The 20,550-nt window shown below is 70.8% G+C and carries 18 protein-coding genes and 5 tRNA genes; 8 read left to right on the top strand and 15 right to left on the bottom strand.

The annotated features are described in order from the left end of the window. Nucleotides 1-71: 71 nt before the first annotated feature. A complete protein-coding gene (locus ACZ51I_RS17805; RefSeq protein ID WP_468876591.1) occupies nt 72-1,073 on the bottom strand; it encodes an NAD(P)H-dependent glycerol-3-phosphate dehydrogenase in 1,002 nt (333 codons plus the stop codon). Beyond that, the gene (locus ACZ51I_RS17800) at nt 1,070-1,822 is read right to left on the bottom strand and encodes a lysophospholipid acyltransferase family protein (protein ID WP_468876589.1); all 753 of its coding nucleotides are present in this window, start codon (nt 1,820-1,822) and stop codon (nt 1,070-1,072) included. Before ACZ51I_RS17800 ends, ACZ51I_RS17805 begins: the two co-directional genes overlap by 4 nt. A 126-nt stretch (nt 1,823-1,948) precedes the next feature. Between ACZ51I_RS17800 and cofC the strand changes: the two genes are divergently transcribed. Both cofC and ACZ51I_RS17790 read left to right on the top strand, forming a co-directional pair. Further along, nucleotides 1,949-2,614: a 2-phospho-L-lactate guanylyltransferase gene (cofC, locus tag ACZ51I_RS17795; protein WP_468876587.1), complete on the top strand. Its 666-nt coding sequence runs from the start codon at nt 1,949-1,951 to the stop codon at nt 2,612-2,614. Between the two features lie 10 nt (nt 2,615-2,624). Beyond that, the gene (locus ACZ51I_RS17790; protein WP_468876585.1) at nt 2,625-2,834 is read left to right on the top strand and encodes a hypothetical protein; all 210 of its coding nucleotides are present in this window, start codon (nt 2,625-2,627) and stop codon (nt 2,832-2,834) included. 85 nt (nt 2,835-2,919) lie between these two features. Here ACZ51I_RS17790 and ACZ51I_RS17785 read toward each other — a convergent pair whose 3' ends face one another. From ACZ51I_RS17785 to leuC, 4 genes are all read right to left on the bottom strand, one after another. Then, nucleotides 2,920-3,621, bottom strand: coding sequence for an HU family DNA-binding protein (locus tag ACZ51I_RS17785; protein WP_468876583.1), 702 nt, complete (start codon nt 3,619-3,621; stop codon nt 2,920-2,922). Between the two features lie 143 nt (nt 3,622-3,764). Continuing rightward, on the bottom strand, nt 3,765-3,992 hold the full coding sequence (locus ACZ51I_RS17780) for an SCO5555 family protein (protein ID WP_015036430.1): 228 nt from the start codon (nt 3,990-3,992) through the stop codon (nt 3,765-3,767). Nucleotides 3,993-4,096: 104 nt separating this feature from the next. Further along, on the bottom strand, nt 4,097-4,690 hold the full coding sequence (leuD, locus tag ACZ51I_RS17775; RefSeq protein ID WP_468876581.1) for a 3-isopropylmalate dehydratase small subunit: 594 nt from the start codon (nt 4,688-4,690) through the stop codon (nt 4,097-4,099). Between the two features lie 6 nt (nt 4,691-4,696). After that, complete coding sequence (leuC, locus tag ACZ51I_RS17770; protein WP_468876579.1) at nt 4,697-6,121, bottom strand: 3-isopropylmalate dehydratase large subunit; 1,425 nt, start codon at nt 6,119-6,121, stop codon at nt 4,697-4,699. Nucleotides 6,122-6,261: 140 nt separating this feature from the next. On the opposite strand from leuC, the gene ndgR reads away from it, so the two are divergent. Beyond that, the gene (gene ndgR, locus ACZ51I_RS17765; RefSeq protein WP_005311436.1) at nt 6,262-6,978 is read left to right on the top strand and encodes an IclR family transcriptional regulator NdgR; all 717 of its coding nucleotides are present in this window, start codon (nt 6,262-6,264) and stop codon (nt 6,976-6,978) included. Between the two features lie 125 nt (nt 6,979-7,103). Here ndgR and ACZ51I_RS17760 read toward each other — a convergent pair. From ACZ51I_RS17760 to ACZ51I_RS17720, 9 genes are all read right to left on the bottom strand, one after another. Continuing rightward, nucleotides 7,104-7,176, bottom strand: a tRNA-Glu gene (locus tag ACZ51I_RS17760). Nucleotides 7,177-7,218: 42 nt separating this feature from the next. Beyond that, nucleotides 7,219-7,290: transfer RNA gene (locus tag ACZ51I_RS17755), tRNA-Gln, on the bottom strand. Between the two features lie 18 nt (nt 7,291-7,308). Next, a tRNA-Glu gene (locus tag ACZ51I_RS17750) sits at nt 7,309-7,384 on the bottom strand. Nucleotides 7,385-7,445: 61 nt separating this feature from the next. Then, a tRNA-Glu gene (locus ACZ51I_RS17745) sits at nt 7,446-7,518 on the bottom strand. Nucleotides 7,519-7,559: 41 nt separating this feature from the next. After that, a tRNA-Gln gene (locus ACZ51I_RS17740) sits at nt 7,560-7,631 on the bottom strand. 93 nt (nt 7,632-7,724) lie between these two features. Further along, complete coding sequence (locus ACZ51I_RS17735; protein WP_468876577.1) at nt 7,725-8,447, bottom strand: HAD family hydrolase; 723 nt, start codon at nt 8,445-8,447, stop codon at nt 7,725-7,727. A gap of 107 nt (nt 8,448-8,554) precedes the next feature. Further along, complete coding sequence (gltX, locus tag ACZ51I_RS17730) at nt 8,555-10,030, bottom strand: glutamate--tRNA ligase (protein WP_468876575.1); 1,476 nt, start codon at nt 10,028-10,030, stop codon at nt 8,555-8,557. Then, complete coding sequence (locus tag ACZ51I_RS17725; protein ID WP_468876573.1) at nt 10,023-10,817, bottom strand: fumarylacetoacetate hydrolase family protein; 795 nt, start codon at nt 10,815-10,817, stop codon at nt 10,023-10,025. The genes gltX and ACZ51I_RS17725 overlap by 8 nt, the downstream gene beginning before the upstream one ends. Nucleotides 10,818-10,921: 104 nt before the next feature. After that, entirely contained in the window at nt 10,922-11,125 is a 204-nt protein-coding gene (locus ACZ51I_RS17720; RefSeq protein WP_468876572.1) for a hypothetical protein, read from the bottom strand. A 567-nt stretch (nt 11,126-11,692) separates the two neighbouring features. Between ACZ51I_RS17720 and ACZ51I_RS17715 the strand changes: the two genes are divergently transcribed. From ACZ51I_RS17715 to ACZ51I_RS17695, 5 genes are all read left to right on the top strand, one after another. Continuing rightward, the gene (locus ACZ51I_RS17715) at nt 11,693-15,427 is read left to right on the top strand and encodes a sensor histidine kinase (RefSeq protein ID WP_468876570.1); all 3,735 of its coding nucleotides are present in this window, start codon (nt 11,693-11,695) and stop codon (nt 15,425-15,427) included. A gap of 9 nt (nt 15,428-15,436) precedes the next feature. Further along, nucleotides 15,437-15,850: a roadblock/LC7 domain-containing protein gene (locus ACZ51I_RS17710; RefSeq protein ID WP_015036421.1), complete on the top strand. Its 414-nt coding sequence runs from the start codon at nt 15,437-15,439 to the stop codon at nt 15,848-15,850. A 159-nt stretch (nt 15,851-16,009) separates the two neighbouring features. Then, nucleotides 16,010-16,414, top strand: coding sequence for a DUF742 domain-containing protein (locus tag ACZ51I_RS17705; RefSeq protein WP_024756254.1), 405 nt, complete (start codon nt 16,010-16,012; stop codon nt 16,412-16,414). Then, a complete protein-coding gene (locus ACZ51I_RS17700) occupies nt 16,395-16,976 on the top strand; it encodes a GTP-binding protein (protein ID WP_468876568.1) in 582 nt (193 codons plus the stop codon). The genes ACZ51I_RS17705 and ACZ51I_RS17700 overlap by 20 nt, the downstream gene beginning before the upstream one ends. Nucleotides 16,977-17,316: 340 nt before the next feature. Continuing rightward, the gene (locus ACZ51I_RS17695; protein ID WP_468876566.1) at nt 17,317-20,544 is read left to right on the top strand and encodes a sensor histidine kinase; all 3,228 of its coding nucleotides are present in this window, start codon (nt 17,317-17,319) and stop codon (nt 20,542-20,544) included. Nucleotides 20,545-20,550: the final 6 nt, after the last annotated feature.

Below are 20,550 nucleotides of genomic sequence, written 5' to 3'. Positions count from 1 at the left end.
GCGTACCTTGCGGCTCCCGAACTCCTGAGCGCCCCGCTGCCGCCGCGCGCGTACGGGTCAAAAGGCCCCGCTCAGCGGCGCTCGGGCTTGGCCGAGCGCGACATCAGCTCCTTGAGCGCGACGATCGGCGGCTTGCCGTCGTGGACGATGGAGACGACGGTCTCGGTGATGGGCATGTCGACGCCGTGGCGGCGGCCCAGATCGAGCACGGACTCGCAGGACTTGACGCCCTCGGCGGTCTGCTTGGTGGCCGCGATGGTCTCCTGAAGGGTCATCCCGCGGCCGAGGTTGGTGCCGAAGGTGTTGTTCCGGGAGAGCGGCGAGGAGCAGGTCGCGACGAGGTCGCCGAGGCCCGCGAGGCCGGAGAAGGTGAGCGGGTCGGCGCCCATGGCGAGGCCGAGGCGGGTGGTCTCGGCGAGGCCGCGGGTGATGAGCGTGGCCTTGGAGTTGTCGCCGAGGCCCATGCCGTTGGCGATGCCGACGGCGAGGCCGATGACGTTCTTCACGGCGCCGCCGAGCTCGCAGCCCACCACGTCGGTGTTGGTGTACGGGCGGAAGTACGGGGTCATGCAGGCGGTCTGGAGCCGCTGGGCGACCGTCTCGTCGGAGCAGGCGACGACGGCGGCGGCGGGCTGCCGTGCGGCGATCTCCTTGGCGAGGTTGGGGCCGGTGAGGACGGCCACGCGGTCGGCGGGCACGTCGGCGACCTCGGTGATGACCTCGCTCATCCGCTTGGCGGTGCCGAGCTCGACGCCCTTCATCAGGGAGACGAGGACGGTGCCGGGGGCGAGCAGCGGCTTCCAGGCGGCGAGGTTGCCGCGCAGGGTCTGGGAGGGGACGACGAGGACGGTGAAGTCGGCGTCCGCGGCGGCCTCGGCGGGGTCCGCGGTGGCCGTGATCCCGTCCGGGAGTTCGACGCCCGGCAGGTAGTCGGGGTTGACCCGGCTGGTGTTGATCTCCTTGGCGAGTTCGGCGCGGCGGCCCCAGAGGCTCACCTCGCAGCCCGCGTCGGCGAGCACCATGGCGAAGGCGGTGCCCCAGGATCCGTTTCCGAAGACGGCTGCCCTCTTCACTTCGCGCCCTCCCCGGCCGCCTTGCGCCGCTGCTCCAGGCGGGCCCTGCGGTGGTCGTAGGGTTCGGCGGGCGCCTTCTCGCCGCGGATCTCCTCCAGGAGGGCGGTGATGGCGGCCATGATGACCTCGGTGGCCTCGCGGAGCACCTCGGGCGTCGGCTCCAGGCCGTAGAAGCGGGAGAGGTCGACGGGCGGGCCCGCCTGCACGGTCAGCGTCTTGCGGGGGAACAGGCGGAGCTTGTTCTCCTTGGCGTACGGCGGCATCGCGAGGTTCGCGCCCCACTGGGCCACCGGGATGACGGGGGCCCGGGTGAGCAGCGCGACGCGGGCGGCGCCGGTCTTCCCGGCCATGGGCCACATCGCGGGGTCGCGGGTGAGGGTGCCCTCCGGGTAGAAGGCGACGCACTCGCCGCGCTCGATGGCGGCGACGGCGGCGCGGAAGGCGTCGAGGGCGTTGGTCGTCTCGCGGTAGACGGGGATCTGCCCGGTGTTGCGGAGCATGGTGGCGACGAAGCCGCCCTTGAAGAGGCCGGCCTTGGCGAGGAAGCGCGGGACGCGACCGGTGTTGTACTGGTAGTGCGCGTAGGACAGCGGGTCCAGGTAGGAGTTGTGGTTGACCGCGGTGATGAAACCGCCGCCGGCCGGAATGTGCTCCATACCGCGCCAGTCCCGCTTGAACAGAACCACCAGGGGGGGTTTGGCGATGACCGCCGCGAGGCGGTACCAGAAGCCGATTCTGCGGCGGGGCACTCGGACACCTTTCTCCGGGACTGGCTGGCAGGGGGTCAAGTGTCGCCCCGTGCTCCTGGTCTGTCGAGGACACCGTACGCCCCGGCCCCTCCGGTGGACCGCGTGGGCGGGACAGAATGGGCCCCGATGACGCCGCTGCCCCCGACGCACACCCACGCCGACGACGGCTGGTCCCTGGTCGTACCCCTGAAGCCCCTTGCCCTGGCGAAGAGCAGACTCGCCGCGGCGGCGGGAGCGTGGCTGCGCCCGCGGCTCGCGCTGGCCTTCGCCGAGGACACCGTGGGTGCCGTCCTGGACTGCGCGCGCGTGCGGGACGTGGCGGTCGTCACGGACGATCCCGCGGCCGGCGCGGCTCTCGCGGCGCTGGGTGCGCGGATCGTGCCGGACTCCCCGGCGGCGGGGCTCAACGCGGCGCTCGCGCACGGGGTGCGGGCCGTGCGGGCCGGGCGGCCGCACGCGCGCGTGGCGGCACTCAACGCGGACCTTCCGGCGCTGCGGCCGGCGGAGCTGTCCCGGGTCCTCGACGCGGCCGCCAATTCTCCGAGGGCATTTCTCGCGGACGCCGCCGAAATCGGTACGACATTCCTCTCGGCGGCTCCGGGGGTGGAATTGGAACCGGCATTCGGGGGTGCGTCGAGGCTGCGGCATTTGTCTTCGGGGGCGGTGGAAATCCGGCTCGCCGGGGTGGATTCCGTACGCCGGGACGTCGACACCGGGGAGGATCTGGCGGCCGCCCAGGCCCTCGGGCTCGGTCCGCGGACGGCCGCCCGGTGGCTGACGGCGGCCGGATAGGCTGCGGTCCATGCAGGCGACCGCGTTCACGTACGACCCCGAGACCCGCAGCGGCAGTGTGCTGCTCGACGACGGCACCCCCGTGGAGTTCGGGGCGGAGGCCTTCGAGGCGGGCGGGCTGCGGCTGCTGCGGCCGGGGCAGCGGGTGCGGATCGAGGCCGAGCCGGGCACCGCGGGCGCGGGGCTGCGGATCACCCTGGTGACGCTGCAGACCTTCTGAGACGCCCGCTCGCGGCGGGTGAACGCGCCGCGGGCCGGGCTCCCCGAGGGGAGCCCGGCCCGGCGGATCGGTACCGCGCGTCCTGCTACTTGGCGGCGGTCTTCTTGGCGGTGGTCTTGCGCGCCGTCGTCTTCTTGGCGGGCGCCTTCGTCGCCGTGGCCTTCTTCGCGGCCGGCGCGGTCTTCTTGGCGGTGGCCTTGGTCGCCTTCTTCGCGGCGGCCGTGGTGGTCTTCTTGGCGGCGCCGTTCGCGGTCTTCTTCGCCGCGGTCGTGGTCGCCTTCTTCGCCGGGGTCGCCTTCTTGGCGGCGCCCGTCGCGGTCTTCTTCGCCGGGGTCGCCTTCTTCGCGGCCGCCGTCGTGGTCTTCTTCGCCGGAGTCGCCTTCTTCGCGGCGGCCTTCTTGGCGGTGGTCGCCTTCTTCGCGGCGGCCTTCTTCACGGTCGCGGAGGCGCCACCGGTGAGGCTGCCCTTGGGGGCCTTCTTGACGGAGACCTCGCCACCCTTGGGGAGCTTCTTGGAGCCGCTGACCAGGTCCTTGAAGCCCTGACCAGCACGGAAGCGCGGGACGGAGGTCTTCTTGACCCGGACGCGCTCACCCGTCTGCGGGTTGCGGGCGTAGCGGGCCGGGCGGTCGACCTTCTCGAACGAGCCGAAACCCGTGACGGAGACCCGGTCACCGCCCACCACGGCACGCACGATGGCGTCGAGCACGTGGTCGACGGCTTCGGCGGCCTGCTGACGACCGCCCATCTTGTCGGCAATCGCTTCTACGAGCTGCGCCTTGTTCACGTCTTCCCCTTCGGAGACATTGCCAGAACGAAAGTGTTCAAGCTTTTTCGCACGTTAGGCATGTATATACCGCAAATCAAACACGAAACGGTCTAATCACCCTAGTGCCGCAACGCGGAAGTCCCGTTGCGGAGTTCCTGGTGTCAGTCGTCCTCTGGGAATCGGCCCTCGTCGAGGTCCTTCATCAACCGGTCGAGACGCGTTGCCGCGTCCTTGAGATCGTGCTTCGCCGCGGCCGTGACGACCAGCAGCTTCCGGGACAGCGCCATCCTTACGCCCTCCGGGACTTGCAGTGAACGCACTCTTGTGTGCGCTTCCTTCAATCGGGCGGCGACTGCCTCGTAGAGCTCGAGTTGGCTGTCGCGTTCCATGCACCGATTGTGCCATCTAGGGCGAGTTGTCGCCCGACAGGGTCTCAACAAGCGACTGCGCCCCCCACCGGTCGGTGGGGGGCGCAGTCTTGGAAAAGCGCTGCTCAGGCCGTAATTGTACGGGGCTTGAAGGCCGGTCGAGCCGCCTCGTACGCCGCGATGTCGGCTTCGTTCTGAAGGGTGAGGCTGATGTCGTCCAGACCGTTCAGGAGCCGCCAGCGGGCGTTCTCGTCGAGCTCGAAGTCGGCGTCGATCCCGGCGGCCAGGACCTTGCGGGCTACCAGGTCGACCGTGACCTCGGCGGTCGGGTCGGCCTCGGTCAGCTCCCAGAGGGCGTCCACCGTCTCCTGCGGGAGGACGACGGTCAGCAGCCCGTTCTTCAGCGAGTTGCCGCGGAAGATGTCGGCGAAGCGGGACGAGATGACCGCCTGGAAGCCGTAGTTCTGGAGCGCCCAGACGGCGTGCTCACGGGAGGAGCCGGTGCCGAAGTCGGGGCCGGCGACCAGGACCGTGGCGCCCTGCCGCTCGGGGCGGTTGAGGACGAACCCGGAGTCCTTGCGCCAGGCCTCGAAGAGACCGTCCTCGAAGCCGTCGCGGGTGACCTTCTTCAGCCAGTGCGCCGGGATGATCTGGTCGGTGTCGACGTTGCTGCGGCGCAGCGGGACGGCCCGGCCGGTGTGCGTGGTGAAAGCTTCCATGGTTCCTCAGACCCCCGCGGTGGTGGCGACGTCGGACAGATCGGCCGGGGAGGCCAGATGGCCCAGGACGGCGGTGGCGGCGGCGACCTGGGGGGAGACCAGGTGCGTGCGGCCCCCCTTGCCCTGCCGGCCCTCGAAGTTGCGGTTGGAGGTGGACGCGGAGCGCTCACCGGGCGCCAGTTGGTCGGGGTTCATGCCCAGGCACATCGAGCAGCCCGCGTGCCGCCATTCGGCGCCGGCCTCCTTGAAGACCTTGTCCAGGCCCTCCTCGACGGCCTGCAGGGCGACCCGGACCGAGCCGGGGACGACCAGCATGCGGACGCCGTCGGCGACCTTGCGGCCCTCCAGGAGCGAGGCCGCGTTGCGCAGGTCCTCGATGCGGCCGTTGGTGCAGGAGCCTACGAAGACGGTGTCGACCCGGATGTCGCGCAGCGGCTGCCCGGCGGTCAACCCCATGTACTCCAGGGCCTTTTCGGCGGCCAGGCGCTCCGAAGCGTCTTCGTACGAAGCCGGGTCGGGGACGTTCGCCGAAAGCGGCGCACCCTGGCCGGGGTTGGTGCCCCAGGTCACGAACGGCGCCAGCGAGGCCGCGTCGATGACGACCTCGGCGTCGAAGACCGCGTCCTCGTCGGACTTCAGGGTCTTCCAGTACGCGACGGCGGCGTCCCAGTCCTCGCCCTCGGGCGCGTGGGCACGGCCCTTGAGGTAGGCGAAGGTGGTCTCGTCGGGGGCGATCATGCCCGCGCGGGCGCCGGCCTCGATCGACATGTTGCAGATGGTCATCCGGGCCTCCATCGAGAGCTTCTCGATGGCGGAGCCGCGGTACTCCAGGATGTAGCCCTGGCCGCCGCCGGTGCCGATCTTCGCGATGATCGCCAGGATCAGGTCCTTGGCGGTGACGTCCTCGGGCAGCTCGCCGTCGACCGTGATGGCCATGGTCTTGGGGCGGGCCAGCGGCAGCGTCTGGGTGGCGAGCACGTGCTCGACCTGGCTGGTGCCGATGCCGAACGCCAGCGCGCCGAAGGCGCCGTGCGTGGAGGTGTGCGAGTCGCCGCAGACCACGGTGGTGCCGGGCTGGGTCAGGCCCAGCTGCGGTCCCACGACGTGGACGACGCCCTGCTCGACGTCGCCCAGCGGGTGCAGCCGGACGCCGAAATCGGCGCAGTTCTTGCGGAGGGTCTCCAGCTGTGCGCGGGAGACCGGGTCGGCGATCGGCTTGTCGATGTCGAGGGTCGGGGTGTTGTGGTCCTCGGTGGCGATGGTGAGGTCGAGGCGCCGCACCGGCCGGCCGTTCTGGCGCAGGCCGTCGAAGGCCTGGGGGCTGGTCACCTCGTGCAGCAGGTGCAGATCGATGAAGAGGAGGTCGGGCTCGCCCTCGGCGCGCCGGACGACATGGTCGTCCCAGACCTTCTCCGCGAGTGTCCTACCCATCGCTTTCCCTCCGGCCGACGTCTACGCCGGCACAACTAGAGACCCGTTTCGCGGGCCGTTGTGCGGCCGCCTCACCAGAGTGACGGGTTCCTCGGAAAATTGAACTTGCGTTTCACAGAGTGAGACGCGAGTATCGTTGCATGGACAACTCTAGCGGCGTAGGCGTTCTCGACAAGGCAGCCCTTGTCCTGAGCGCCCTGGAGTCCGGTCCGGCCACCCTCGCAGGACTGGTCGCGGCGACGGGACTCGCACGACCCACGGCACACCGACTCGCCGTGGCACTGGAACACCACCGGATGGTGGCGCGTGACATGCAGGGCCGGTTCATCCTCGGACCGCGCCTGGCGGAGCTCGCCGCCGCGGCCGGCGAGGACCGCCTGCTCGCGACCGCGGGCCCGGTGCTGACGCATCTGCGCGATGTCACCGGGGAGAGCGCGCAGCTCTACCGGCGCCAGGGCGACATGCGCATCTGCGTGGCGGCTGCCGAGCGGCTCTCGGGCCTGCGGGACACGGTCCCGGTCGGCTCGACGCTGACCATGAAGGCCGGCTCGTCCGCGCAGATCCTGATGGCCTGGGAGGAGCCCGAGCGGCTGCACCGCGGCCTCCAGGGCGCCCGCTTCACGGCGACGGCCCTGTCGGGCGTGCGGCGCCGCGGCTGGGCCCAGTCGATCGGTGAGCGGGAGCCGGGCGTCGCGTCCGTCTCCGCGCCCGTACGCGGCCCCTCGAACCGCGTGGTGGCGGCCGTCTCGGTCTCGGGTCCCATCGAGCGCCTGACGCGCCACCCGGGCCGTATGCACGCCCAGGCCGTCATCGACGCCGCCGCCCGCCTCTCCGAGGCGCTCCGCCGCAACGGCTGATCTTCTCTCTTCACCTGTACGTTCCCGGCCCACCGCTCCAACGCCGCAGCGGTGGGCCGGACTTGTGCCGGGTGACGGGAACAGCGAAGAAGCCCTCCCCCGAAGGGAAGGGCTTCTTCGTCTTGTACCCCCGACCGGATTCGAACCGGCGCTACCGCCTTGAGAGGGCGGCGTGCTAGGCCGCTACACAACGGGGGCAAGATCTTGCGTCCATGCGACGGATCGCCTGGATTCACTGCGCTGGCCTACCTGGACTCGAACCAAGACTAACTGAACCAGAATCAGTCGTGCTGCCAATTACACCATAGGCCACTGGTGGTATGAACCAGTTGGTACCCCCGACCGGATTCGAACCGGCGCTACCGCCTTGAGAGGGCGGCGTGCTAGGCCGCTACACAACGGGGGCCCTAGCGATCCTGCATCGAGATCACTGGGAGCTACCCAAGTGTTCCCGCGGGAAGGATCTGTACCCCCGACCGGATTCGAACCGGCGCTACCGCCTTGAGAGGGCGGCGTGCTAGGCCGCTACACAACGGGGGCTTTGTGGATGCCATCCACGGTTTGCAGATGAGCTCTGCGAGCTGGCCTACCTGGACTCGAACCAAGACTAACTGAACCAGAATCAGTCGTGCTGCCAATTACACCATAGGCCACCGGAACAACCTCCCCCACCAGGGGGATCCTGCTCGGCTTGCGCTTTCCGGGTTCTTGCCTTTCGGCTTGCTCCCCTCGGCGCAGAAAGAACATTACCCGAAGGTGGACTGCGCTCCAAAACGGGTATGCCCGCCGAGCAGCGCGGGGAGCTGGTGGAGGTCGGTGATCCGCTTCAGCTCGGGCCGGCCGCCGCTGCCGGCGCGGTCCAGCCAGATCCCCCGCAGCCCCGCCTCCAGGGCGCCCCGGGCGTCGATGTCCGGCTGGTCCCCCACGTACGCCACCTCGGACGGGGGCAGGTCAAGGGCGGTGCAGGCCGCGTGGAAGGCCTCCGGGGCCGGCTTGGCCACGCCGAGCTCGGCGGCGCACAGGACGGCCTCGAACCGATCCCGTACCCCCAGGAGCCGGAGCTTGCGCTCCTGGTTGTGGAGGGAGGAGTTCGACAGGATCCCGTGACGGTAGTCACGGGCCAGCAGGTCGAGGACCGGCAGGGCGTCGGGGAAGAGCTCCCAGGCCGCCTCGTAGTGCGTGACGTACCGCTCGAACCAGGCGTCGGCCTCGGCGCCGGTCAGGCCGGGCGCGCCCAGGAAGTCCCGGACCCGCTCCCTGCGCTGCTCCCGGAAGTCGACCCCGCCGGCCTCGAAGCGGCGCCAGTGGAGCGTGGTGAGCTCCCGCCACCGGTCGAGGGCCGCCTCCACCGAGCCGAATCCGTCGAGCAGCCCCTCGGCCGCGAGGTGGCCGCGCATGCCGGCCGTGTCGGCCGCGGTGTAGTCGAAGAGGGTGTCGTCGACGTCCCAGAGGACGGCCCGGATGACCATGGGGCCACGGTACTCGCCGGGCGCGGACGCGGGCCGGGGTTTTCCGGGTACGCCGGAGGGCGGCGGCCGTCCCGCGGCCGCCGCCCTCCTCTTTGTACGGATGTCGCCTAGGAGGCGAGCTTCGCCAGGGCCGCGTCGACGCGGGCCAGGGTCTTCTCCTTGCCCAGGATCTCCAGGGACTCGAAGAGCGGCAGGCCGACCGTGCGGCCGGTGACGGCGACGCGGACCGGGGCCTGCGCCTTGCCGAGCTTGAGGCCGTGGGCCTCGCCGGCGGCCAGGACGGCGTTCTTCAGGGACTCGGGGTCGCTCCAGTCGGCCGCGTCGAGCTTCTCGCGGGCCGTGGTGAGCAGGGCCGCGGGCTCGCCCTTCATCGCCTTGTCCCACGAGGGCTGGTCGAAGACCGGCTCGGGCAGGAAGAGGAAGTCGACGTTGGCCGTGATGTCCGAGAGGACGGTCAGGCGGGTCTGGGCGTGCGGCGCGATGGCCTCCCAGGCAGCCTGGTCGAAGTCCTCCGGCGCCCAGGGGGCGTGCGGGGCGCGGAGCCAGGGCTCGCAGGCCGCGGCGAAGGCCTTCACGTCCAGCATGCGGATGTGGTCGGCGTTGATCGACTCGGCCTTCTTGAGGTCGAAGCGCGCCGGGTTGGCGTTGACGTCGGCGATGTCGAACTTCTCGACCATCTGCTCGATGGTGAAGATGTCCTGGTCCGCCGAGAAGGACCAGCCGAGGAGCGACAGGTAGTTCAGCAGGCCCTCGGGGAGGAAGCCGCGCTCCCGGTAGAGGTTGAGGGAGGCCTGCGGGTCGCGCTTGGAGAGCTTCTTGTTGCCCTCGCCCATCACGTACGGCAGGTGGCCGAAGGCGGGGATCTCCTTGGCGACGCCCAGCTCGATCAGTGCCTTGTACAGCGCGATCTGGCGCGGGGTGGAGGAGAGCAGGTCCTCGCCGCGCAGGACGTGGGTGATCTCCATCAGGGCGTCGTCGACCGGGTTGACCAGGGTGTACAGCGGGGCGCCGTTGGCGCGGAGGATGCCGTAGTCCGGGACGTTGTCCGGGGTGAAGGTGAGCTCGCCGCGGACCAGGTCGGTGAAGGTGATCGGCTCGTCGGGCATCCGGAAGCGGACGATGGAGTCACGGCCCTCGGCGCGGTATCGCTCGATGCGCTCGGCGCTCAGGTTGCGGCAGGTGCCGTCGTAGCCCGACGGCTTGCCGGCCAGACGGGCGGCGTCACGACGGGCCTCCAGCTCCACGGCGGTGCAGAAGCAGTGGTACGCGTAACCGCCGGCGAGCAGCTTGTCGGCGACGTCCTTGTAGATGTCCATCCGCTGCGACTGGCGGTACGGCGCGTGCGGGCCGCCGGTCTCGGGGCCCTCGTCCCAGTCGAGGCCGAGCCAGCGCAGCGAGTCGAGCAGCTGGTTGTACGACTCCTCGGAGTCGCGCGCCGCGTCGGTGTCCTCGATGCGGAAGACCATGGTGCCCTGGTTGTGCCGGGCGAAGGCCCAGTTGAAGAGGGCGGTGCGGACCAGGCCCACGTGGGGGTTGCCGGTCGGCGAGGGACAGAAACGGACGCGGATGTTCGCGTTAGCCACGCTTGATCACCTTATTGGTGAGAGTGCCGATGCCTTCGATGGTGACGGCGACCTCGTCGCCGACGTTGAGGGGGCCGACCCCGGCGGGGGTGCCGGTGAGGATGACGTCGCCGGGGAGCAGCGTCATGGCCTCGGTGATGTGGACGACCAGGTCCTCGATGGAGCGGATCATGTCGCTCGTGCGACCCAGCTGGCGCTGTTCGCCGTTGACCGTGGCCTGGACGGTCAGGTCGCTCGCGGCGGCGATGCTCAGGCCGGTCTCCACCCAGGGGCCCAGGGGGCAGGAGGTGTCGAAGCCCTTGGCGCGGGCCCACTGCTTCTCGCGCTGCTGGGCGTCGCGGGCGGTGACGTCATTGGCGCAGGTGTAGCCGAAGATGACGTCCTTCACGCGCTCGCGGGGCACCTCGCGGCACATGCGGCCGATGACCACGGCCAGTTCGGCCTCGTGGTGCAGCTCGTTGGAGAAGGAGGGGTACTCGATGGCGTCGCCGGGGCCGATCACCGAGGTGGTGGGCTTGAAGAAGGCGACGGGGACGTCGGGGACCTCGTTGCCGAGTTCGGCGGCGTGCTCGGCGTAGTTGCGGCCGATGGCCACGACCTTGTTGGGGAGCACGGGCGGCAGGAGCCGTACCTTGCTCAGCGGGACCTTGGTGCCGCTGAGTTCGAAGTCGGTGTACGGGATGCCCTTGATGATGTCGAGGACGAGGCCGCCGGACTCGACGGTTCCCTCGCCCTCGACGGCGCCGAAGGCCACATTGCCGTCGATGGAGAATCTGGCGATGCGCACGAGTGCTGTCGCCCCTCACTTGGTACTGGCTGGAGTCTGACGCTCCAGGCTAACGCGGCGAGGGGCGGCCGACCGGCGATGTCACCGGGGCGAAGGGGCCGGGGCTAGCGCGTCGCGGTGGCGTACGGCTGGGGCTGGTACGGGGCGGGGGCCTGCATCAGGACGGTGCGGCGCGGGTTGGCCGTGTTGCCGGGCAGCTCGACCGCGTACTCCGGCTGGGCGCCCCGGCCGAGCTCTGCGGCGTCCGTGAGGTGGACGAGGGTGGAACGGCGGGGGTTGGCCGTGGTGCGGAGCGTCGTCGTCTTCATCGCGGTGATCAGACCTTGTTCCGGAGCGGGCACCCGTGCGGGCGCGAGGGCGTGTAAAGCGTCAGGCTAAACATGCGATTCCCTTCGAATGCATGGCTAAGACATCGATTCAGGTGTGAGTTTGCTCACCAATCGGGATACATTCCGGGCATTACGGACCGTCGCCGGTCACCACGGAAAGGGACATTCCGCCACTGAACCAGCTATTCCGCTCCTGATCATGGCGACTGGGACACACGGGGATGCCGGATCATTGATACGCATTGGTCCGTTTCCTCCGTGATCATCTTCTACGTGGGGTGACACTCCGGGCACACGTTGTCATGCCCCTCCCGCCGCGACACGCGGCTCTTGTTGGAGATCCGGCACTGTGCTGGAATTCCACGCACCGCCGCGGGTTTCAAACCGGCGCGCAGAGGCGCAACGCAGCGCCGGCCGAGTGGCGGGGAAGGGGGAACTGCGCCGGTCACCGACCACCACCTGGGGCGCTCCACGCGCCCTGATCGACGCCGACACCGTCCTCTCCGTTCATCCGGAAGGACGCCTGGTCCAGAGGTTGCGACGCTAGTGCAGGGACGTTTCAAGAGGGATGGCTCGGGGTCTCCCCAGGCCCGCCAGGGCCGAGCGGATGCTCCGGCGGAGCAGGAACCGCGTGCCGGGACCGACCGCGGTCCCTCGGCCCCGCACACCCCGAACCAGGGTCAGGGACCATCCGGCGACGCCGGCGAGGGCGGCAGGCGCGCGAGCGCCGCGGCCAAGTCCGGCGAGCCCGCCGCCGCGCCCCCCAAGGCCCGGGCCGAGAACGAGGTGGGCCCGCGAATAGCCCTGCGCAACTGGCGCATCTCCACGCGCCTGGTCGCGCTCCTCACCCTCCCCGTGGTCGCGGCGACCACCCTGGGCGGCATCCGCATCAGCGACTCGCTCCAGGACATGGAGCAGCTCGACCACATGCAGCTGCTCACCAAGCTGACCCGGCAGGCGACCAACCTCGCCCAGGCCCTGCAGGCCGAGCGCGACCTGTCCGCCGGCCCGCTGGCCAACGGCCGCCCGGTCAGCGACTACCAGGTCGCCAACCCGCGCCGGAAGACGGACCGCGAGTACAAGGCCTTCCTCGACGCCACCGAGGACATCCCGGCGGCCGAGGGCGACGAGGCGCTGCGCAGCATCCGCCAGAACGTCAGCCAGATCGCCTCGCAGGTCACCGAGCTCCACTCGATCCGGGGCAGTGCCTACGAGAAGGACGTGTCCCACTCGGTGACGGTCGAGGCGTACAGCCGCCTCATCCGCTCGCTCCTCAGCCTGTCCCAGGACATGGCGCAGGCGACCAGCAACCCCGAGATGATCAAGCGGACCCGCGCGCTCGCCGCGTTCTCGTCCGCCAAGGAGTACGCCTCCATCCAGCAGGCGATCATCGCGGCCGCGCTCCCCCCGAGCGACCGGACCCGCGGCAAGCTCCAGCAGGGTGACCGTCTCTACGGCGAGGCCGCCCTCAACAGTGAGGGCGTCGAGCTCAAGTCCTTCCAGGCGATCTACGAGTCGACCGGTGGTGACGCCACCGAGAAGACCGAGTCGCTGAACAGCGGCGACCCCTCGATCAACGCGGCCAACAAGTACGCGGAGCGCGTCCTCAACTCGGACGACGCGATGGAGAGGGGCGATCCCCGCGGCCACCTGAACTTCACCGACGAGTACAGCACCAAGATCGCCGCCATGAACCGCATCGAGCGAGGTCTGCTCGGCGACATGGAGACGATGGCCCGTGAGCTGAAGCAGGAGTCGCAGCGCGACGCCATCATCAACGGTGCGCTGATCCTCCTCGTCCTCGGTGTCTCGCTCATCGGCGCCTTCGTCGTGGCCCGGTCCATGATCCGCTCGCTGCGCAGGCTCCAGGACACCGCGACCAAGGTCGCCCAGGACCGGCTGCCCGAGCTCGTCAAGCAGCTCTCCGAGTCCGACCCGCAGGACGTCGACACCTCCGTCGAGTCCGTCGGTGTGCACTCCCGGGACGAGATCGGCAAGGTGGCCGCGGCCTTCGACGACGTGCACCGCGAGGCGGTCCGCCTCGCCGCCGAGCAGGCCCTCCTCCGGGGCAACGTCAACGCGATGTTCACCAACCTCTCGCGCCGTTCCCAGGGCCTCATCCAGCGTCAGCTCTCGCTCATCTCCGAGCTGGAGTCCCGCGAGGCCGACCCGGACCAGCTCTCCTCGCTGTTCAAGCTCGACCACCTCGCGACCCGTATGCGCCGGAACGGCGAGAACCTCCTCGTCCTCGCCGGTGAGGAGCCGGGCCGCCGCTGGACCCGCCCGGTCCCGCTGGTCGACGTCCTCCGTGCCGCCGCCTCCGAGGTGGAGCAGTACGAGCGCATCGAGCTGGCCGCGGTCCCGGCGACCGAGGTCGCCGGCCGGGTCGTCAACGACCTCGTGCACCTCCTCGCCGAGCTGCTCGAGAACGCCACCTCGTTCTCCTCCCCGCAGACCAAGGTCCGGGTCACCGGTCACGCGCTGCCCGACGGCCGTGTGCTCGTCGAGATCCACGACACCGGTATCGGCCTCTCCCCCGAGGACCTCGCCGCGATCAACGAGCGGCTCGCCTCGCCGCCCACCGTGGACGTCTCGGTCTCCCGCCGCATGGGTCTGTTCGTGGTCGGCCGCCTGTCCCTGCGACACGGCATCCGGATCCAGCTGCGCCCCTCCGACTCGGGCGGCACCACCGCGCTCGTCATGCTCCCCGTCGACGTCGCCCAGGGCGGCAAGAAGCCGATGCCCAAGCAGGGCGCGGGCGGCCAGGGCGCGATGCCGCAGGGCGCCTCCGCCCCCGGCGGCCGTCTCCCCGGCGGCCCCGGCGCGGCCGGTGGCCCCGGCGGTGGACGTCCGGGCCAGGGCGGTGCCCCCTCCGGGGCGGCCGGACGCCTGGCCACCGGTGCCGGCGGAGCGCGCGGTCAGGTCGGTACGAGCGGTCCCCGGGCCGCGCTGCCCGCCCGTGACGGTGCCCCGCTCGCCGGCGGCCCGCAGGGCGCGCCGCAGTCCCGCACCCCGCAGCCGCAGAACGCGCAGCTGGACCAGACCGGCCGGCTGCCGCAGATCCCGTCGGCGCCGCAGGGCCCGCAGGCTCCCCAGTCGCCCGACGCGCCGCGTCCGGGTCCCGCCGCGGGCGGGCTCATCGGCGGCGCCGCGAGCGCCATCCCGTCCCGTACGGACGTGTGGGGCGGCAGTCGGCCCGGCCCGCAGGCCGGTCCGGGCGCGCCGCAGCAGGGCAACCAGCAGGGCGGGTACGAGTTCCCCCGTGCCGAGCTGCCCGGTGGCAACCCCCAGGCACAGCGCCCGCAGGCCGCGAGCTGGGGCAACGACCCCCAGCAGCAGCCGGTCCGGCGCCCGCAGCAGGAGATGTCCCCCCTGGACGCCCCGCGCGGTCACGAGGAGCCGGACGCGGCGGGCCGCTTCGGTGGACCGGCCGCTCCGCAGGGCCCCGGTTCCACGGGCCAGTTCCCGCGTCCGGACTTCGGTGCCCCGCAGCAGGAGCTGCCCCAGCAGCCCCAGGCCCCGCAGGGGTACCAGGGGGGTGCGCAGGACCCGGCGTCGACGGCGCAGTTCCCGCGCCCGGACTTCGGTGCCCCGCAGCAGCAGGCCCCGCAGGCGTACCAGGGCGGCCAGCAGCAGCAGTTCGGCCGGCAGCCCTTCGTACCGCAGGCGCAGCAGCAGGCCCCGCAGGCCCAGCCCCCGGCTCCGCGTCAGCGGGCCGGCGGCGACGACCTCGGTGCCCCGCGCGCGGCCGAGCCGGCCCGCCGGCAGCAGCCGCCGCAGCAGCCGCGCCGTCCGGAGGCCCTGCCGCCGGCCGGTGCGGGTGACGGTCGTACCCCGCTGTACGACAACCTGGAGACCAACTGGTTCCACCAGGAGCAGGCCCAGCAGCAGGCCCCGGCGGACCTGACGCAGACGACGCAGACCCCGGTCGTGTCGCAGCCGTCCGCCCCGGCGCCCGCCGACGGCGGCCGCCAGAACGGCGGGGCCGCCTGGCGGACCTCGCCCAACGACGAGCTGGTGCGCCAGGCGGAGCGGGTGCGCAAGCCCGCGGCCGGCGGCGTCACCACCTCCGGTCTTCCGCGCCGTGTGCCGAAGGCCAACCTCGTACCCGGGACCGCACAGGAGCAGGCCCACACGGCCGGCCCCCAGGTCTCGCGTGCACCCGACGACGTCCGCGGCCGGCTCACCAATCTGCGCCGCGGCATCCAGCAGGGCCGCCAGGCCGGCAACTCGACCACGGGTAGCCATCACCTCGGTCCGAACCATCAGCAGGAGCGTTAGTTGAACGCGATGAGCCAGGCGGCGCAGAATCTGAACTGGTTGATCACCAACTTCGTGGACAACACCCCAGGGGTGTCCCACACGGTGGTGGTCTCCGCCGACGGACTCCTGCTTGCCATGTCCGAAGGGTTCCCCCGCGACCGCGCCGACCAGCTGGCGGCGGTCGCATCCGGACTGACCTCGCTGACCGCGGGGGCGTCCCGGATCTTCGAGGGCGGACCCGTGGCCCAGACCGTGGTGGAGATGGAGCGCGGCTTCCTCTTCCTCATGCAGGTCTCCGACGGTTCCTCGCTGGCCGTGCTCGCCCACCCCGAGTGCGACATCGGCCTCGTGGGCTACGAGATGGCGCTGCTGGTCGACCGGGCCGGCAGCGTGCTCACCCCGGATCTCCGCGCGGAGCTCCAGGGCAGCCTCCTGCACTAGCCGGTTCCCGTACACCGGACATCCGTCCGCACAGACCGACCGACAGGGCGGTACGCCCCTCCGTACCGCCCTGCCACCGTTCACCGTCCGGCCGCCCCACCCGGCCCCCCACCGGCCCCATCAGACGGCAGAAGTCTTGCTGTCACGCCCGGAGGATTCATGACCCCGCCCCCCGCCTCTCACGATCCGTACGGCGCCTCAGTCGACGAGTACGGATACGAGGGCGACCAGCCGCTGGTGCGTCCGTACGCGATGACCGGCGGCCGGACCCGGCCGCGCTACCAGCTCGCCATAGAGGCTCTGGTCAGCACCACGGCCGACCCGGCGCACCTGGCCACACTGCTGCCGGAACACCAGCGGATCTGCCACCTCTGCCGCGAGGTCAAGTCGGTGGCCGAGGTTTCGGCCCTCCTGTCGATGCCGCTCGGTGTCGCCCGGATCCTCGTGGCCGACCTGGCGGAGGCCGGCATGGTGGCGATCCACCAGCCGGGCAACGGAGAGACCGGCGGAACGCCGGACGTGACACTGCTCGAAAGGGTGCTCAGTGGACTTCGCAAGCTCTAGCGGCGGCGCGGCCAGATCGACCACCAGCGCGAAGATCGTGGTGGCGGGTGGCTTCGGCGTGGGCAAGACCACGTTCGTCGGCGCCGTCTCGGAGATCGACCCGCTGCGTACCGAAGCCGTCATGACCTCCGCGTCGGCCGGCATCGACGATCTGACGCACACCGGTGGCAAGACGACGACGACCGTCGCCATGGACTTCGGCCGCATCACGCTCGACCAGGACCTGATCCTGTACCTCTTCGGCACGCCGGGGCAGGACCGCTTCTGGTTCATGTGGGACGACCTGGTCCGCGGTGCCATCGGCGCCGTCGTCCTCGTCGACACCCGCCGCCTCGCCGACTGCTTCCCGGCGGTCGACTACTTCGAGAACAGCGGCCTGCCGTTCGTCATCGCCCTCAACGGCTTCGACGGCGACCAGCCCTACCAGCCGGAGGAGGTCCGCGAGGCCCTCCAGATCGGCCCCGGCACCCCGATCATCACCACCGACGCCCGTCACCGCGCCGACGCCAAGAGCGCCCTCATCACGCTCGTCGAGCACGCCCTCATGGCCCGGCTCAAGTAGAAGGACGACTGAGGGCACTTGTCATATGCCACCGCCAGGGGCGGCCTGTGTCCTTCGACACGGCCGCCACGGCGTTCATAACATTTCGACAGAGAATTGGGGCGCCTCGGACACCCGACGCATCCGATCGGTGTCACTGCGCTCACATGAGCCCCGCCATTTGGCGGGGCTCGCTCTTTATGCCCGTTTTATACGAGGCCTGGACCACTGAAACCGGCCGCGTCCCACTGTTTGGAACGGACCCCCTTCACGTGCTGCAATTCATGAACTCCCGAGTAGTACGGCCCTGAACGAAACACCGGCACAACGTAGGTGCCGACGCCGAGAGGTTGTTGGTCGAGTGAGGCGAAGCAAGGAAGGCTCCGCGGAGCAGGAGACGCGGGGCAACTTCACGCCGCCGTCGCGGGCGGCGATGTCGCCCGCGGACGTGCCCGTGACGCCCCCCACCGAGACCGCCAAGGGGAGCACCAGCAAGCTGTCGCCCCGGAACTGGCGGGTACCCACCCGGCTGAACGCGATCCTCTGCATACCCGTGCTCGTCGGCCTGGTCATGGGCAGCTTCCAGGTCAAGGCGGCGATCGACACCTGGCAGGAGGCTCAGGACGCCGAGAAGACGGCGCTCATCGTGCGCGCCGCCTCGGAGTACGGCACCGCCCTCCTGAACGAGCGCGACCTCACCGCCGGTCCCCTGCTGGCCGCGAAGACCCCCGAGGACCGCAAGGCCGACGACGTCCAGCGCGCGTACGCCGCGACCGACGCCGCCAAGGCCAAGTTCGACGAGGCCGTCAAGAACATGCCCTCGGGCCAGGGCCTGGAGCGCCGTCTGCGGCTCTTCCAGGACGAGGAGCCCAAGCTGGAGACGCTGCGCAAGGCGGCGTACACGGCGTCCCTGGACCCCGTGAACACCCAGCTCGGGTACACGGGCGTGCAGCACTACCTGATGGAGTTCTCGAACGAGCTCGGCCTGGGCACCGGCAACATCACCAGTTACGGCCGGACCGTCTACGCCATCCAGCTCTCGAAGGGCGCGGAGTCCCTCCAGCGCTCCATCGGCACGCAGCTCCTGATCCGGCCCAGCCACGACGAGGCCGTCTACGCCCAGCAGTCCGTGGCCTTCAACTCGTACAACTACCTGGAGCAGATCGCCCTCGGCGAGTTCAACTCCGGCGGCCTGCCCCAGGACGTCGACCTCCTCAAGAAGGTCATGGCCGGCAAGGCCGCCGACGGCGAGAAGCGGATGTCCGCGGCCGGCCTCGACCTCCCCAAGGGCAAGGACGGCTCCGTCTACTCCGGCGTCGCCTCCCAGATCGGCACCGCCAAGGGCCCCGAGGGCATCAAGGCCCTGAAGAGCAAGGGCATCACGGCCGAGACCTGGATGGCCGTCGCCACCGCCAAGTTCGACGGCTACAGCGAGGTCGAGAAGACCCTCGTCGACAAGGCCGTGACCGAGGCCGCCGCCATCTCCGACGAGGCCAAGACGGACGCCTGGGTCATCGGCGGCATCGTCGTCGTCGCCCTGCTCGCCGCCTTCATCCTTGCCGGGATGATGGCCCGCCAGATGAGCCGCGCGATGCGCCAGCTGCGGACCGCCGCCTTCGGCATCGCCGAGCAGCGCCTGCCGATGCTGGTCGACCAGCTCTCGCGTACGGAGCCGGGCCGGGTCGACACCCGCGTCCAGCCCATCCCGATCGACTCCCAGGACGAGATCGGCGAGGTCGCCCGCGCCTTCGACCAGGTCCACCGCGAGGCCGTCCGGCTCGCCGCCGAGCAGGCCATGCTCCGCGGCAACGTCAACGCGATCTTCACCAACCTGTCGCGCCGCAACCAGTCGCTGATCGAGGGCCAGCTGACCCTCATCACCGACCTGGAGAACAACGAGGCCGACCCGGACCAGCTGGAGAACCTCTTCCGCCTGGACCACCTGGCGACCCGTATGCGCCGCAACGGCGAGAACCTCCTGGTCCTCGCCGGCGAGGAGCCGGGCCGCCGCTGGGACCAGCCGGTCCCGCTGGTCGACGTCATGCGCGCCGCCTCCTCCGAGGTGGAGCAGTACGAGCGCATCGAGCTGGCCGGCGTGCCCGAGGCCGAGATCCACGGCCAGGCCGTGACCGACCTCGTGCACCTGCTCGCCGAGCTCCTGGAGAACGCCACCACGTTCTCCTCCCCGCAGACCAAGGTGCGCGTCACCGCGACCCGTCTCCCCGACGGCCGCGTGATGGTCGAGATCCACGACAAGGGCATCGGCCTCACCGCCGAGGACTTCGCGGACATCAACCACAAGCTGGCCAACCCGCCGACCGTGGACGCCGCCGTCTCGCAGCGCATGGGCCTCTTCGTGGTCGGCCGGCTCGCCGACCGGCACGGCATCCGGGTCCAGCTCCGCCCCTCGGGCGAGCAGGCCGGAACGACCTCGCTGGTCATGCTGCCGGACGCGATCACGCACGGCGGTGGCGGCGAGCAGCCGCTCCAGGACGACTTCACCGTCTCGCAGATCATCCCGCAGCAGCAGCAGAACGCCTTCGAGGCCGGCGCCCCGCAGCAGATGCTCACGGCGGCCGACCTCGGCTTCGACGACTCCCGCTACGAGCAGCCCGCCGAGGAGGAGCCCCAGCTCGACCCGGTCAAGCGCTCGCTGCGGCGCGAGGGGCGGCGTGCCGCCCTGGAGGCCCAGGCACAGGGCGGCGACCGTCCCCTCTTCCGCGAGGAGGAGGAGCCGGCGGAGCAGTACGGCCAGGGCGAGGAGTACGGGCAGCAGCAGGCCCAGGAGTACCCGGCGGAGCAGTACCCGGCGCAGGAGTACGGCCAGGAGTACGCGGCCGGCTACCCGCAGCAGGACGGCTACGCCCCGCAGGAGGGCTACGCCCAGCAGGACGGTTACTCCTACCCGCAGCAGGGTTATGAGGCGTACCCGCAGCAGGGCTATGCGGAAGCCTCGTACGAGACTCCGGGAACCGAACACCAGCAGTACGGGAATGCGTTCGATCCCCAGTCCCACCAGGCGGAGTGGCCGGATCAGAACGCTTACCAGGGCGGCTACGGACAGGATTACGGAGCCGAACCGGAATCTGCTCCGAGCGCTCCCGAACAGGCCCCCGACCGCGTAGGCTTCGACCGTCCGGGTCCGACCGCGAATCCCGCCCCGGACGCCGGACACGCGCTGACCGACTCCGGTCTGCCGCGCCGCGGCAGCGTCGCCCCGCAGACGCAGCAGGTGCCGCAGCAGGCGCCGAAGCCGGCACAGCCGGTGCAGCAGCAGGACGAAGCCGGCGGCTCCGACGACTGGCGCTCGACCAACGACGAGCGCTGGCAGCGGGCCGGGAAGCTCAAGGACCCCAAGGCGGGCGGGGTCACCTCGTCCGGTCTTCCCCGGCGGGTCCCGAAGGCCAACCTGGTCGAGGGCACGGCTGAGCAGACCCCGCAGGGCGGCCCGCAGGTCTCCCGCGCACCCGAGGACGTACGGGGCAGGTTGAGCAACCTGCGCCGGGGCGTCCAGCAGGGACGCACCGCGGGAACGGACACGAACGGATCGGGCCTCGGCCCGGGCAGTACCTACAACCAGGAGCGTTAGTGTGAG

The sequence above is a fragment of the Streptomyces sp. NPDC034084 genome, assembly GCF_055575535.1.
The sequence above is the reverse complement of the archived record's forward strand: the minus strand, read 5'-3'. Positions and strand labels throughout refer to the sequence as shown.